This is a genomic window from Klebsiella electrica, from assembly GCF_006711645.1.
Lineage (GTDB): Bacteria > Pseudomonadota > Gammaproteobacteria > Enterobacterales > Enterobacteriaceae > Klebsiella > Klebsiella electrica.
This window is the reverse complement of sequence record NZ_CP041247.1, coordinates 1,719,076-1,733,682: the sequence shown is the minus strand read 5'-3', so window position 1 is coordinate 1,733,682 and position 14,607 is coordinate 1,719,076. Positions and strand designations below refer to the sequence as shown.

The window sequence follows — 14,607 nt, the reverse complement described above, 5'->3', positions numbered from 1 at the left end:
ATCAGGTAGTAAAATTCTTACCTGGCCTTACCTGGCAAGACACTCTTGATTATAACTACAAGCAATATGCAACACGCTTAACTTTATGACATGTGCAACCTGTTACATCCAGTATCGTTTGTGCATACTGAATTTTCTCACCAACGATTCAGGTAATTTCTTATAATTCTGCCCTGCTTTATAGCCTGAGATTTTTGCCATATTGCTAATACAGGCGCGTGGAATTGCAAGAGGGCTCATTTTTAATAAATACATCAACTCTGAAATAATAAATTTTTTACCTTCCCCCCCCGCTCCGCCAAATTTATCGCGAATCCATGGCTGCTCACAATGAAATACCCCGATATCAAAGTATCTCTTAAACTCTTCCATTACTGAATAATTATGGGAATGTCTGACTCTGGCTTCAGATACATACGCGACTTTATAGCCTGTAATCACTGCTTGCGCTGCGAAGTACATATCTTCACTTAGTATTGTACGTGTAGGAAACCCCCCAATCATGTCAAAAATACTTAATCGATACGCGGCAAAAGAGTTTGATGTAAAGACTGTTTTTAATCCTACGCTATTGGCATCTTGCATTGAATAACAGTGACTTGTAGCAGGATAATTAAAATTTCGGGCATGTATTGCCAACACATTCGCATTAGTATGTGGTAATTGTCTGCCATATGAGCAGGCAACCTTGTCATCAGAAAATGACGCTATAATCGCCTCGCAAAATCCTTCTTCCGGTATCGCATCCTGAGTTAAGAAAATAGCGATATCATATTTATCTTTCAATGATAAAGCCATTTCATTACGTGTGCCACCGTGGTTAAAGCTCGACTTATCAATAACTTTTACATTAAATCCTACGCTTTTCGCGAGGTTGACTGTTTGATCACTGCTGTTTGAATCAATAATATACACATCAGCTGCATTTGGGCCATATTTGCTTAAACTGGATACAGTTTCTGCCCATAAATCGCCACCATTATAAGTGGGAATAACTATACAAAATTTCATTCGCTACCCTACGTGATGTGTTTATACAATAAATCGAGTATCAATGATAAATGACTCAATTACAGTTTGTAATGGAAGCATATAATATATCAACGCATTGACATTTATCTTAATTGTAGGATCTGAAAGAGATCAATATTCTCTGCATTCGAGAGTATCAGGCAAAGTATTCTCTCTTACACGAAATAAATCCCGTAGCCCGTAGTAATACACATAGTATGTTATCTATCTTCACTGTCCGTGATTGGCGCGTCACGATGTGGCATATGCCAGTTCAATGGTTGTTACGTGACGTTACGCTTCATAGATACTGAGATGACCAGGTTATAGACTGTCACCCGTTAATAATGTGCCGATACATTTTAACTGCGGAAGAAAAATATCAGGGAACACGACCATATTTTCTGTAGATGTTTAACAGAAAAATGTTACATGAGGACATGCTTCGGACGAAAAAGAAGTGACTGTATGGTTATCAAAAATAGGGCGCTGATTAATTTAAGTCACTTCGGCAGCTGGTTACAATCTTGTTGTCCAGCCTTTGCTGGCCTGCTCTATAAGCTGCCACACAATATCATAGACATCCTGGCTTTTCCTGTACGGGTCCGGAATTTCTTTTCCCCCCAGCCAGTGGCCATATAGCATCGTTTTTCCCCGAACTTCCGGCGCTAAACGGTCTATAAAGTCAATGTGTGACTTATCCATGGCTAAAATAAGATCATAATTATTAAGCATTCTCCTACTCAATTGCCGGGCTTTATGCCCGGCAAGCGACAAATCATGCCTCTCTGCTACCTCTACTGATGATTGATCTGCGGGATGATCAACCAACGCGTCAATACCGGCAGAGTCAACTTTTTTCCCCGGAAATTCTTTTTGTAACAAACGTTCCCCTATCGGGGAACGGCATATATTACCTGTGCATACGACTAAAATAGAATTAAACATTAATAACTAATCCCATTGTTTAATATACCGAGCCGCTTCTGTCATGTCATGTACACCACTAATTGTTGGCAGCAGCTGTGCGATAACACGGTTCCAGCGCACCAGCGGTACAGCTGTCACATATACGATATCATAAGGTTGTAACTGGAATTCGGTGGACAGCACCATCGTTGATGCATCTTTTGCATTCAACTGATAAATATTCGCAATGCGGCCATCCTTGTCTTTGGCTATCTGGCGAATGACAAATATACCGGAAGCGTCAGCATATGCCTGATTCATTCCCTGCGCATTCCCCATGGCTTCCGCCAATGTCATGCCGCTACGATCCATTTTAAGCGTTCGCTGCACGCCAACTTCACCCATTACAAACACTTTCTGATCATCATTACGCGGAACAAAAAGGATATCGCCAGGATACAGCAAGTGGTTCTGCGTCAGGTCTCCCTTCTGCATCAATGCCTGCAGAGATATCACACGATCTTTACCGTCATGCGTCAGTACAACATTACGCCAGTCGGCTTCCGCCGATAAACCGCCCGCTGCGTTAATCGCATCAATGACGGTCAGAGGAACGTTGGTAATCGGCTGTTGGCCTGATTTTGCCACTTCACCAGTCACATAGACTTTTTGCGAACGGAAAGCAGCGACGCTGACATCGACCTGCGGACTCTGGATAAATGTTGACAGTCTGTTGGAGATTTCAACGCGAACCTGATCTAGCGTTTTTCCCTTGACCTGCACTTTGCCAATATAAGGATAGAAGATGCTGCCATCTGAACCTACCCAGTTACCCGTATCGCTGGCACTGCGATAGGTACCCGCAGGCGTGGTAAGTTCCGGATGGTCATACACAGTAATCATCAACACATCACCCGTGCCAATCCGGTACTGGTAAGAACTCAGCAAACTATCTAAATGTGGGTTCGGCCTCGCTATAACTGATGCAGGACGCAATTGTTCAATCAGCCCTGGAGTCATCGCATAGACATTGACCATTTTATCCCAGTCATAATTGCTATCGGGAAGCTCCACAACGTTTTTACGCAGGCTATTGATACCCTGACCAGGAACGACCGTACAGCCGCTCAACAATCCCAGGAAACCGACTGTAGTTATGAATTTTAGTAAGTTTTTTTTCATTAATTTAATTCATTAGTTAAAGGTTAAGATTACTGACAATTTTACTTGCTCTTAAGCCTGTTTTTATCTCACATTGAGAGAGGCCCGGCGCCTGTCTCAGTAGAATGTTATTACAGACAACGATACAAAAAGCGGTATCGTTTGTCCGTCTGCATATTTTTACTACACATGGCTTTATACGAAAGCAACTAATTCAACGGAGAGTGCGAACCTCCCATCGGTCAGAGTTAAGTTATGATGGCCCCCTCCTTTAACTGAATATTTGCATACCGAGATCTTTACGTCTGAGCCCCCTTAAAGGGAGTCCAGACAGACTTACTGATTAATATCAATAAGTCGCCAATACTCATGATGACGGTTGGTGAATTATTATTAGCTCACACGAAAATAGTCCAGCTATTAGTTGACTGCAGGTAACGCTTTCACTTAGCCAAAACTCTTCCCTGATATCACCAACCAGTTTCTTTATTCAGGTGCCCAGCCAGCCGCCGACATCCAAAAAATCAAGTCACGTTGATGATTAAAGGTTTAGCGGAATGTCAACCGCCATGCTAACGCCAACATCATTCCCTTGATTATGTGCGGCATCCGTATACCAACTTGCCACGTTAAGACGAACGGATTTGTAAATATCGCTTCCCCAGCCGAATTGTACGCCTTTTAGTGTATCCGCTTGTGGAAAAGCGCGGTTGATGCGCTGATTCTCTGGATTAACTTTTGCGTAGAATACCCGCACGCTCCAGCGCTGGTCGTCCTCAGTGACTAACTCAGCCTTACTGGCAAACAATCGTCCGTCGCCACCGATAGCATCACCCAATGGATAACCCTGCTGATAGTAACCATCTTTATAAATATGATGGGTATAACTGTAATCAGTGCGCCCCATGCCAGTTCGGGTATCATGCGCCTCAAAATACCAATTCACCGCATCTTTACCCAGTGCATGATGGCCTTCCACGCCGCCGATGTACATATTTGATGATGGTAAGTGACCGGCTTCATCCTCACCTATAACTTGACCATAGAAACTGACAGGCCATCCGAGAGTCGGTTCAAGTTTGTATTTAAAGTCAACCCCCGCCAACTGATTTCCCGGTTCGTCGGGATCGTCAGGTGCAGTATTATCATTTCCGACAAAGCCATCCCAGAAATTGCTTAATGAGTGCGGACGCCCTTCACCTCCCCATTGCATAATACGTGAAGCCCCAAGCTCCAGTGACTGGAATGGCGAGAAGGTCAAACGAGCGCCGATAATTTTGGTATGTGGAACCGCAGTATACTGATTCATCTGACTGGCGGAAATCTGGTATTGCCATGGACCCACCCAGTTCATCCACCAGGTTTCTGGTGCGGTCTGCTCAGCACGCTGCATCAGAACACCGGTCATTGGTCGCATTGCATCGCCGCGTATCAGACTTCCCTCATAACCAGGCCCCCACCACTGAGGCATCTGGCCAAAAGAGAGCCACTGATTCCAGAATTTTACCGCGCCATATGCGCCATTAGCATTAAAACGTGAGCCATTACCGATCTGCTCCTTTGCTTCCACATTACCCTTCAAGTGCAAATCCCACCACTCGCCGCAGCCACTGAGCGCCAGACCCAGTGAATGTTCTGCCGCTGTGGTTTGCCCAAACCCCTGCGGTGCGCCAGACCTATCGGTAGAGGTATAACCGGTAACGCGGACATCGGCTTTTAACACTGACAACCGCTGATTGATACGCGCAAGAACAGCTTGCTCAGAGGAGTATGAAGGTCTGGCTTTTCCCAGCGCCCGCGTAATCTCTTCCTGACTCAGTGGCCAGGTAGACAAACTCAGGTTAATAACTCCCCGGTCAGACAGCCAGGCCAAATCGTTACGCAGATCATTGTCATTAAGCACTAAACCTGAGGCAGCAACCTGGGTACTTAATGTGGAAAACAAACCCAACGTCAACGCAATATGAGCAACTTTTATCATTATGCAAGGTCCATTTTAACCCCGCGCTCGTACGTATTGCACGATTACTGGGGAATGCCAAGGAAAATACTCATCGTCGCCAGTTTATGCACCACCTGCTATAATATTAAAACCAGGAGCAATCCAAAATTAACAGTCGCATTATTCGGTATTGTCCAACTGAGCAAACGACAGAATATTACAATTTATATAGCCAGTTCGTGATACAACGGAAAACAGATACCTCTGGCATATAAAAATCAAACAAAAATAAAGCAATGGGGAGGAATAAACGTTGTAGAACGGTGTGCTATTTAGCATTCAAAATAACAGTTTTTTTCAAGCTACCGCCCTTGACTCAACAGCTATCAATACACTAACAGACACTAATTTATTGCCTTCTTATTATTTTATTTTGCCATGAAGAACGTATCCGGTTGCTGCTTCTTCGACACTTTGTTTATCGAAGACATGACCACCCGATAGCGAAATTATTATTTATGACAATAGTACAGCATCTATCAAAAAACAAATAAAATAAAAACAACTTAACACACAAAAATAAAAGCAGGTCGTACATCGCCAGAGAGAAAATTTCTAGCCATAACCGCTTGTTGATTTTTCCACCACTAATGAACGGGTACCGGTGAAGCGCAAAGCCAGTACTGCCGGTTATACGGACTTTTTTGGCAGACAGGTCTAAACTAAGCTGAGTTATATATTAAGACTGATATTTTCGGTACGCTACCGCCCTTGGCTTAACAGCTACCAATGCACTGTACTTCATTTATACCCGTCAGTAGCTGCTTGATTATTATTATCCAATGACAATATTTTAGCGGCATTAAGTTTAAGAGGCGCTCCCCAAAAACGGGAGCAAAAATAACAACCACTCGCTTATAAAAACAGCTAAATTTTACTCGCCCGACAAGTTAATACTCCTCAAAGCAATATCTCGCCGGACCTGCGAAAATTAGCCAGGCATCGATAAAACGCAACCTGCTGTTTTTTTAACAGCAATTTAACTCGATAACATTAATCATCACGACTGACTTGTATTACCTCCGTCAACCACAAGAATTAACACCTTTTATTAATTTTTATACTTGACAAACATAATTTATATTCATGAGCATGACATTTCTTTTCCACTGTGGATAGTTCTCAGTCTCATTATTGCGGTGCTAGCTAAAATATTTTTCATAATGTAGTAACAACTATTTATTGCACACATATGAATATGCCGAGGCAAGATTAGTTTCATTATTCTTTCTGGCATCATTCAGCATCAGCAGTACACTCAGTAAAGATGCTTATGCAAATCCGCCCGGGTAAAGGGCTTTTCCACCGGGCCAAACTTGACGGCAATTTCACCCAGCAGAGACTGCGTTGGCGCTTTAACCCCGGTATTTAGCAGCACGACGGGGATAATAATCAGACTCAGCACCCCGCCCCATGAGAGCTTCGCATTAACCACCTGTGACGAATTCCGCTGCAGCAGCAAAAACAGCGTACTGCCACAGACGCCAAGCAACAGCCCGGCAATCACTTCAAATGAGGAGTGCACATGAACCGCCAGACGGGAATACCCCACGAGGCCAGCCAGCAAATACCCCATCACAATCGCGGTCCGACGTAAAGCAGCACGACCGCGAGCACAAAGCAGCCATAAGAAAATGGGCCAGAAGGCCGTAGACAAAGCGGTATGCCCGCTAAAACCAGTGAAATCAAGTTCGCGTATGCCTATTCCCCAGCCCATAAAAGCCAGTTTTGATGCGCTGACGATGGCGCCGGTGATACCAAACAGCAATCCCCACTGCCAAGCAATCTGTCTGGAAGGCCTGCGCAGAAACAAAACCATGAACACTGCTGCCGCACTGGGTAACAGCACGGTACTATCACCAAAAAAAGAGACCCACTGCCAATTCATTTATTTTTCATCCTTTGACGATTTCTCCAGTTTGCAGCGCTTTTTCCATGACGTTGGTATGGGCACACACATCCAATACTTCACATTCTTATGCATGCATGACTGTTGTTTAATGCGTAAGCATGTTCTCAGTCAAGCTTTATTTTTTTATGACAACACCCATTATACATATTTTATTAAGAATTTTCCTACTAAGTGGTTATTGGAAAACATAATTTTATGCTACTGCGAACATTGCATCATCAGCAGGCCCGCACAACAACCAGATGTCTCTGAAATCGCTTTCTGTTTATACATTAATCTTATCGCATGAAAGGACTACAACCATATGATTTTTATAGATTAGTTCTTAAAAAACATTCTTTTTTAATCAACATCCTTGTCTACAGAAGCATGTGACATAATTATTTTATGTCTCATACTTCTGTAAACCCTACATTTTCACACGACTTAAATCCGTCGCAGACTAATTATCTCAGCAAATTCTTAATGCTTTCGCGGAATTTTGCGCCTTCTTTATGGTTACGCAGCCCGTAGTTTACGAAGGCCTGCATATAACCCATTTTTTTCCCGCAGTCGTAACTTTCGCCCGTCATTAACATCGCGTCCACAGGCTGCTTCTTCGCCAGCTCAGCGATCGCATCGGTCAGTTGAATACGGCCCCATGCGCCAGGTTGAGTGCGCTCCAGCTCGGGCCACACATCGGCGGAAAGAACATAGCGTCCTACGGCCATTAGATCGGAATCCAGCGTCTGCGGCTCATCAGGCTTCTCAATAAACTCAACGATCCGACCAACCTGTCCTTCCACGTTCAGCAGCTCTTTGGTCTGGATCACGGAGTACTCGGACAGGTCGCCTTCCATTCTCTTGGCCAGCACCTGGCTACGCCCGGTTTCGTTAAAGCGGGCTACCATGGCTGCAAGGTTATAACGCAGCGGGTCAGCGCTGGCATCGTCCAGTACGATGTCCGGCAGCACGACAACGAACGGGTTATCCCCTATGATCGGGTGCGCGCAGAGAATAGAGTGTCCCAATCCAAGCGGCTGCGCCTGACGTACGTTCATAATGGTCACACCCGGCGGGCAGATTGCCTGTACCTCAGCCAGCAACTGACGTTTGACGCGCTGCTCAAGCAGCGCTTCCAGTTCATAGGAGGTATCGAAATGGTTTTCCACGGCATTCTTAGAAGAGTGGGTAACCAGTACAATCTCCTTGATTCCTGCAGCCACAACCTCGTCGACGATATACTGAACCATCGGCTTATCAACGATTGGCAACATCTCCTTCGGAATCGCCTTGGTGGCCGGCAACATATGCATCCCCAATCCGGCTACCGGAATAACTGCTTTCAAACTCGCCATTCTCATATCCACCTATATAGTGATAAATCTTCGATACCCGCCCGATTACAGGTTCCCCTGGTATCAATCTGTGATATTTCCCTTTTGCTCTCAGTCCGACGTCCTGCAAAATTCCGAAACGACATATTTCTTCAAAGAATACACCCAAAGTATTAGGCTGTGTCCCTTCATTGCATAATTTTTTGTAAAACAGTCTAATGCAACCCAGTTTCACCATCGACAGATAATTCCTCGCCGTTTTGTCGTAACGCGTGGCAATGCGACGGTATTCTTTCAGACAGCCAAAACACCGCTCAACAACGTTGCGATTACGATAAGCATCACGATCAAGCTGTGAACGACCATCTGCTGCCATTTTTTCATTAGATTTCCGCGGGATAACCACTTTTATCCCTTTTCGTTTCAGCTCATTGCGAAGCGCATGTCCTGAGTAGGCTTTGTCAGCCAGCACCGCATAACCACGACGTTTCATGCTGCCGTTCTGGCGCTGAACACCAATTCCGTCCAGAAGGCGTAATGCGAACTGGCTTTCGTGAGCCTGTCCGGGACTCAGCACGATATTTAACGGGAGACCGCCTGCATCCGTCGCCATATGGATTTTGGTGCCAAAACCACCGCGAGAGCGACCCAGCCCATGATCTCCGGCGATATCGGGATGTTTTTTTGCGCGCCGGCGGCGCACCTGAGTGCCCGGATATTGCTGCCATCCAGCGCAGTAGCTGACCAGTCAACGAGGCCGTGAGCATCAAGAGAAGAAAGCAACCTGTTGAAAATAATATTAATCACACCCGACTTAGACCACCGGTTAAAGCGGTTATATACGGTTTTCCATGGGCCGTATCGTTCAGGTAAATCACGCCATGGGGCACCAGAGCACAACACCCAGAACATGCCATTGATGATCATACGATGCTCCGCCCATGGGCGTCCGGCCCGTGGTGTTGCAGGTTGAGCGGGCAGTAAAGGCTGGATGATATCCCATGCTTCATCGGGAAGGTCGTAGCGGGCCATAGTTCAATATGTTGTAGAAACAGATGGTTACTATAGCTCAGACGATTAAGGGACACAGCCTAGGTCCGACAGAGTGGTTTAAGAAATTTCTCATGAAACTGGCGTCATCTTCTACGCTGCATCAGGACTTTCTTCTGTTTTCGTACAACTTGCAGGACTTCTCTCTACTTTCCCGGCAGAGGACGCTACGGAGGGCGCTATTGAATACTGCGTAAAATGCAGAAAAAAGAGGGGTTATTCTCATGAACACCCGGCCATAATTCATAAAAATAATGATTGCCGCTATTTTCGCTAGAAAATAGCGCGGGAAGCTTTCCGCTGCGCCCATCATGCCTTCCCTCGGCCCTGGGTTTTACACCTCATTTAAAGCTACTGGCATCCTCTGATTAAACAAAATATTTTGCAAGCCACGACATTCAGTAGTATGAAAAGCTGGATAGCGAGGATTTGTTGATTGAATACGGTGTTTGTCACCCTGCTCCTGATGGCGTCTGATTTTCATACTGCTATTCGTCCAGAGAGGGCAATAACCAGGCATTATTGATCCAGTACAATATTTGCAATATTTATATTCAGTTGTTCGCTGCCATACTTTTTCCTAATAAGCTTATTCGCATAAAAAATAATCGCGCACGTCTATAATTCATGCAGTTTAATATCGCGAGCCGGGACATTCTCCCGCTTCTCTCGACGACATAAGGTGAGAATATATTGCAATTTAACCGTCGCTTATCCATGATCGACGGATGGCACTCTCAGGTAGTATAGGTTTTAACTAATGATGGAATGGATTGCCGACCCCTCAATTTGGGCCGGTCTCATAACGCTGGTGGTTATAGAGCTGGTTCTCGGTATTGATAACCTCGTTTTTATCGCAATCCTGGCGGAAAAGCTCCCCCCGGCCCAGCGCGATCGCGCGCGGGTGATTGGCCTGATGCTGGCGATGCTGATGCGTCTGCTGCTGCTCGCCTCGATATCCTGGCTGGTCACCCTGACCAGGCCGCTGTTCACCTACCACGACCTCAGCTTTAGCGCACGTGATTTGATTATGTTGTTTGGCGGGTTATTCCTGTTGTTTAAAGCCACCGTTGAGCTGAATGAACGGCTGGAGGGTAAAGACAGCGATAATCCGGTTCAGCGCAAGGGGGCGAGGTTCTGGGGCGTGGTCGCTCAGATTGTGGTGCTGGATGCTATCTTCTCCCTCGACTCGGTGATCACCGCCGTAGGCATGGTGGACCATCTGGCGGTGATGATGGCGGCCGTGGTTATTGCCATGAGTTTGATGCTGCTCGCCAGCAAAGCGCTGACGCGGTTTGTCAACAGCCACCCGACTATCGCTATTCTCTGTCTGAGCTTCCTGCTGATGATTGGTTTCAGCCTGATTGCCGAAGGGTTTGGCTTCCCCATCCCGAAAGGTTATCTGTATGCGGCCATTGGCTTCTCGGTCATCATTGAGTCGCTGAACCAGCTGGCGCTGTTCAACCGCCGTCGCTTCCTCTCCGCGAACCTCACGCTCCGCCAGCGGACAACCGAAGCGGTGATGAATTTACTCAGCGGGCATAAAGAAACCGCCGAACTCAGTAGCGATACCGCCGCACTCATTGACAGCCAGGTCGATAATCCGCTGTTCAACCCCCAGGAACGCCGGATGATTGGCCGGGTGCTGAATCTCAACCAGCGCACCGTCAGCAGTATTATGACCTCGCGCCATGATATCGAGCATATTGATCTTAGCGCGCCGGAAAATGAAATCCGCGCGCTGCTGGAGAAAAATCAGCATACCCGGCTGGTCGTCACCGGCGGAAATGATGATGAGGATCTGCTTGGCGTGGTTCACGTTATCGACCTGCTACAGCAATCGCTGCGCCACGAACCGCTCGACCTGCGCGTTCTGCTCCGGCAGCCGCTGGTGTTCCCTGAGACGCTGCCTCTGTTGTCAGCGCTGGAGCAATTCCGCCATGCCAGGACCCATTTTGCCTTCGTGGTGGATGAGTTTGGTTCCGTTGAGGGGGTGGTGACGTTGAGCGATGTCATGGAAACCATCGCCGGCAATTTACCCAACGAGGCTGAAGAGATTGATGCCCGCCACAATATCGCGAAAAACCCTGACGGTAGCTGGACCGCCAATGGGCACATGCCGCTGGAAGATTTAGTGCAGTACATTCCCCTGCCGCTCGATGATAAGCGCGAGTATCACACGATTGCCGGTCTGTTGATGGAGAATCTGCAGCATGTCCCTGAAGCGGGCGAAGAGGTGAAAATTGGCGACTACATCGTACGAACGTTGCAGGTCGAGAGTCACCGGGTGCAGAAAGTGCAGATTATCCCGCCGCCGCCGCGGGACGATGAGCTGAGTTACGAAGTGTGAACCCCGCCTGTTGCTCTCCCCTACGGCTCTGTCGCGCTCCCCCGGTGGCGCTGCGCTTACCGGGGCTACGGGTCGGAAGCCTGGTAGCCCGGATAAGGCGTTAGCGTCGCGATCCGGGTCGGGCGGGTCGCACCGTGGTCAATCGTGGCGAGCCCCGCTGCTCTCCCCGGTGGCGCTGCGCTTACCGGGGCTACGGGTCGGAAGCCTGGTAGCCCGGATAAGGCGTTAGCGCCGTAATCCGGGTCGGCGGGTCGCACCGAGGTCAATCGTGGCGAGCCCCGCTGCTCTCCCCGGTGGCGCTGCGCTTACCGGGGCTACGGGTCGGAAGCCTGGTAGCCCGGATAAGGCGTTAGCGCCGCAATCCGGGTCGGGCGGGTCGTACCGGGTCAATCGTTGGCCCGGCAAGTCGCACCGTGGTTAACGTTTCTCAAGCAGCTTCTTCACGTCTTTCCCGTCCTGGGTATTTTTATTGCGCTCAATCCAGTCGTTAAGCCGCTGTCTGGCCTCATCCTGCAACTGCTTACGCAGCAACTGGTCGACCTGCAGGCTATAGCTCAGCGTTTGCCATTTGCCGTAGATACGCAGCGGAATCGAGGTCTGTTTGAGTCTGTCGATAAGCTTGCTTTCGCCTTTCCAGCCGCCCAGCACGCGCACGTTAAAGCGCATATCGCACTCTTCGTCCAGCAAATTCAGGTCGCCCTGCCCGGTCAGCGCCATCAAATCTGATTGCCCCTGCAGGCTTTGCAACGTGACCTGCCCCTGCGCCAGCTGCAGCTCGCTGCTCAGAGAATCCAGGCGGGTGGCGTTATCGTAATTTTCCTGCGCCTGCACATTGGTGCTGCGCTCAACGGCCTGCTGCACCAGCTGCTGGAAGTTCAGCCCTTCGGTACGAGGATTCGCCATCTGTATCTGCGCATCCCCTTGCCAGTGACGGTGGAAATCGTCGGCATCAATTCTTTTGCCGGAGAAATCCCCGGTTAAGGAGAGCTTACCGGTCAGATTGAGCGAATAGTTAAACGCTTTCACGATGGTGGCGATCTCAACGTTATCCAGCTTCGGCTGGAAAGAGGCCTGCGAAGTCTCCCCGCGCGCGTCGAGGGTGCCGGGCAACGATATCAGCCCGCCATCCAGCTTGCCCTGAAGCTGATTGATCGTCAGCAGTCCAAGCTGGTTGCTGATGTCGCTTTTCACCTGGGTAAAGGTCATCCCGCGCCACTGAAGCTGGTCGGCCGTCAGCGACAGATGGGCGGTAAATCCCCGCAGGCTAGTGTAATCTGCCTGGATATCGCTGTCGGCAATCACCGGGCGCAATGGCCTCGGCTGACCTTGCCCCTGCTGGCTGGCGCCAGAATCCGTCGCCGGCAAGCCGTGCGTCAGCAGATTGTCGAGGTCAAGAGTGGTGGCATGAAGATTGAGATTCCAGTCGGCCCGGTCGCCTAAAATCACGCTGGCGTTGCCGGCAATCGTGCTGCCGTTCGCCGTCAGATTGAGGTTATCGAAGCTCAGCTTTTTCCCATCTTCCTGCCAGTTCGCCTGCAAACTGCCCTGCCCGCTCACGCCGTCAGCCGGCAGCTCAGCGCCGCGCAGCTGCCAGTTAAGTTGCGAGATGTCAGCCTGCAAAGAGTGCGGATAGTCGCCGCCCTGCACCTCGGCGGAGAAAGAGAGCGCCAGATCGCGCTGGTCGCGGTTGATGCGTCCGGAAAAATCGAGCGTCGCGTGCTGATGTTCATCCTGATCCATCTGCAGACGAATATCGCGTACCGTCACCTGCTCGCCATCTTCATGCTGGAAAAAGAGGACGCTGTCCACCACCTGCAGCTGCCGCACATCGTAGGACCAGCCGCTGTCATCCACCACCAGCGGCAGCGTACTGTCGTGAGGAACCACCGGCGCATCCTGACTGCGTACCGCTTCGGTCTTCGGCGTCAGTTGAATCACCGCGCCCTTGAGCATCACCTGTTTGACCTGCAGCTGATGGGAAATCAGCGGCAGCAGGGCGACATCAAGACGCATATTATCCGCACGCACCACCGGTTCAGCGGCGCCCGGCGCCGTCAGCGTCATGCGCCCGGAAAGAATACTCAGCTGCGGCCAGACGTGCCAGCGCAACGGGCCATCGAGTTCAAGCTGATAACCGCTACGTTCCGCCACCTTATGCACCATATAGGCGCGAAAATCGTTGGGATTAACCAGCAATACCAACGCGGTCAGCCCGGCGACAACCACCGCCAGCAAGATCATCAGCGTCGTCAGAATTCGTCTCATGGCACCCTCAGTACACCGCTTACGTTATCAATCCTTGTCGATTCGACTCGCCACCGCACCCTGCTGGTCGCGATATTTGGCGTCTTCACGGCGGTTATAGGGCCGTGCCGCAGGGCCTGACAGCGGTTCAAAACTCAATGCGCCGATCGGCATCCCCGGACGCAGCGCCAGCGGCAGCTTGCCGGAGTTAAAGAACTCAAGCACGATGCAGCCTGACCAGCCAGGATCGATACGGTGAGCGGTGACGTGCACCATCAATCCCAGACGCGCCAGCGAGGAACGACCGTCCAGCCAGCCAACCAGATCGGCCGGCAGCGTCACCGACTCGTAGGTCACCGCCAGCGCCAGCTCTCCCGGATGCAGATAGAAGGCTTCGCCTTCCGGCAGCACGATCTCTTCGCTCATCACCCGATCCAGCGCCGCGGTCACTTCCGCTTTTGGCCCGCTCAGGTCGATAAAGGGCGCCGTGTGGCCGCGAAACGTGCGAAATTTATTCCCCAGCCGGACGTCTACGGTCGCGCCGTTAATACGTTCAACGGGCGGGCGCGGGCTGATAGATAGCCGCCCCTCATCCAACCAGGCTTCTATATCTCGGTCGCACAGACGCATGAGCTCTCTCCTTTTATGGCAT

9 protein-coding genes and 1 pseudogene are annotated in these 14,607 nt (G+C 49.4%); 1 reads left to right on the top strand and 9 read right to left on the bottom strand.

Going from position 1 to position 14,607, the window contains the following annotated elements:
* Positions 1–102: 102 nt before the first annotated feature.
* The 7 genes and pseudogenes from Electrica_RS08255 to Electrica_RS08225 all read right to left on the bottom strand — a co-directional run.
* Positions 103–1,011, bottom strand: coding sequence for a glycosyltransferase family 2 protein (locus tag Electrica_RS08255; RefSeq protein WP_141964243.1), 909 nt, complete (start codon positions 1,009–1,011; stop codon positions 103–105).
* A gap of 519 nt (positions 1,012–1,530) precedes the next feature.
* Positions 1,531–1,959, bottom strand: coding sequence for an arsenate reductase/protein-tyrosine-phosphatase family protein (locus tag Electrica_RS08250; protein ID WP_087653462.1), 429 nt, complete (start codon positions 1,957–1,959; stop codon positions 1,531–1,533).
* A 6-nt stretch (positions 1,960–1,965) separates the two neighbouring features.
* On the bottom strand, positions 1,966–3,102 hold the full coding sequence (locus Electrica_RS08245; RefSeq protein ID WP_087653461.1) for a polysaccharide export protein: 1,137 nt from the start codon (positions 3,100–3,102) through the stop codon (positions 1,966–1,968).
* Positions 3,103–3,622: 520 nt separating this feature from the next.
* A complete protein-coding gene (locus tag Electrica_RS08240) occupies positions 3,623–5,062 on the bottom strand; it encodes a capsule assembly Wzi family protein (protein ID WP_087653460.1) in 1,440 nt (479 codons plus the stop codon).
* Positions 5,063–6,341: 1,279 nt separating this feature from the next.
* The gene (locus tag Electrica_RS08235; protein ID WP_141964242.1) at positions 6,342–6,971 is read right to left on the bottom strand and encodes a phosphatase PAP2 family protein; all 630 of its coding nucleotides are present in this window, start codon (positions 6,969–6,971) and stop codon (positions 6,342–6,344) included.
* A gap of 470 nt (positions 6,972–7,441) precedes the next feature.
* Positions 7,442–8,338 (bottom strand): UTP--glucose-1-phosphate uridylyltransferase GalF, encoded by an 897-nt coding sequence (gene galF / locus Electrica_RS08230; protein ID WP_320416069.1) that lies wholly within the window; start codon positions 8,336–8,338, stop codon positions 7,442–7,444.
* A 163-nt stretch (positions 8,339–8,501) separates the two neighbouring features.
* Positions 8,502–9,343, bottom strand: a pseudogene (locus Electrica_RS08225) (IS5 family transposase); the annotation flags it as partial.
* Between the two features lie 781 nt (positions 9,344–10,124).
* Between Electrica_RS08225 and Electrica_RS08220 the strand changes: the two are divergent.
* Positions 10,125–11,711: a TerC family protein gene (locus Electrica_RS08220; protein ID WP_142255858.1), complete on the top strand. Its 1,587-nt coding sequence runs from the start codon at positions 10,125–10,127 to the stop codon at positions 11,709–11,711.
* Between the two features lie 417 nt (positions 11,712–12,128).
* Here Electrica_RS08220 and asmA read toward each other — a convergent pair whose 3' ends face one another.
* A complete protein-coding gene (gene asmA / locus Electrica_RS08215) occupies positions 12,129–13,976 on the bottom strand; it encodes an outer membrane assembly protein AsmA (protein ID WP_141964240.1) in 1,848 nt (615 codons plus the stop codon).
* A 27-nt stretch (positions 13,977–14,003) separates the two neighbouring features.
* Complete coding sequence (dcd, locus tag Electrica_RS08210) at positions 14,004–14,585, bottom strand: dCTP deaminase (RefSeq protein WP_100685221.1); 582 nt, start codon at positions 14,583–14,585, stop codon at positions 14,004–14,006.
* Between the last annotated feature and the right edge of the window lie 22 nt (positions 14,586–14,607).

What these genes read in the sequence shown, in the direction of transcription:
- Electrica_RS08250 (WP_087653462.1), bottom strand. Translation starts at nt 1,959, where the DNA reads ATGTTTAATTCTATTTTAGTCGTATGCACAGGTAATATATGCCGTTCC.
- Electrica_RS08220 (WP_142255858.1), top strand. Translation starts at nt 10,125, where the DNA reads ATGGAATGGATTGCCGACCCCTCAATTTGGGCCGGTCTCATAACGCTG.
- Electrica_RS08235 (WP_141964242.1), bottom strand. Translation starts at nt 6,971, where the DNA reads ATGAATTGGCAGTGGGTCTCTTTTTTTGGTGATAGTACCGTGCTGTTA.
- dcd (WP_100685221.1), bottom strand. Translation starts at nt 14,585, where the DNA reads ATGCGTCTGTGCGACCGAGATATAGAAGCCTGGTTGGATGAGGGGCGG.
- Electrica_RS08255 (WP_141964243.1), bottom strand. Translation starts at nt 1,011, where the DNA reads ATGAAATTTTGTATAGTTATTCCCACTTATAATGGTGGCGATTTATGG.
- galF (WP_320416069.1), bottom strand. Translation starts at nt 8,338, where the DNA reads ATGAGAATGGCGAGTTTGAAAGCAGTTATTCCGGTAGCCGGATTGGGG.
- Electrica_RS08245 (WP_087653461.1), bottom strand. Translation starts at nt 3,102, where the DNA reads ATGAAAAAAAACTTACTAAAATTCATAACTACAGTCGGTTTCCTGGGA.
- Electrica_RS08240 (WP_087653460.1), bottom strand. Translation starts at nt 5,062, where the DNA reads ATGATAAAAGTTGCTCATATTGCGTTGACGTTGGGTTTGTTTTCCACA.
- asmA (WP_141964240.1), bottom strand. Translation starts at nt 13,976, where the DNA reads ATGAGACGAATTCTGACGACGCTGATGATCTTGCTGGCGGTGGTTGTC.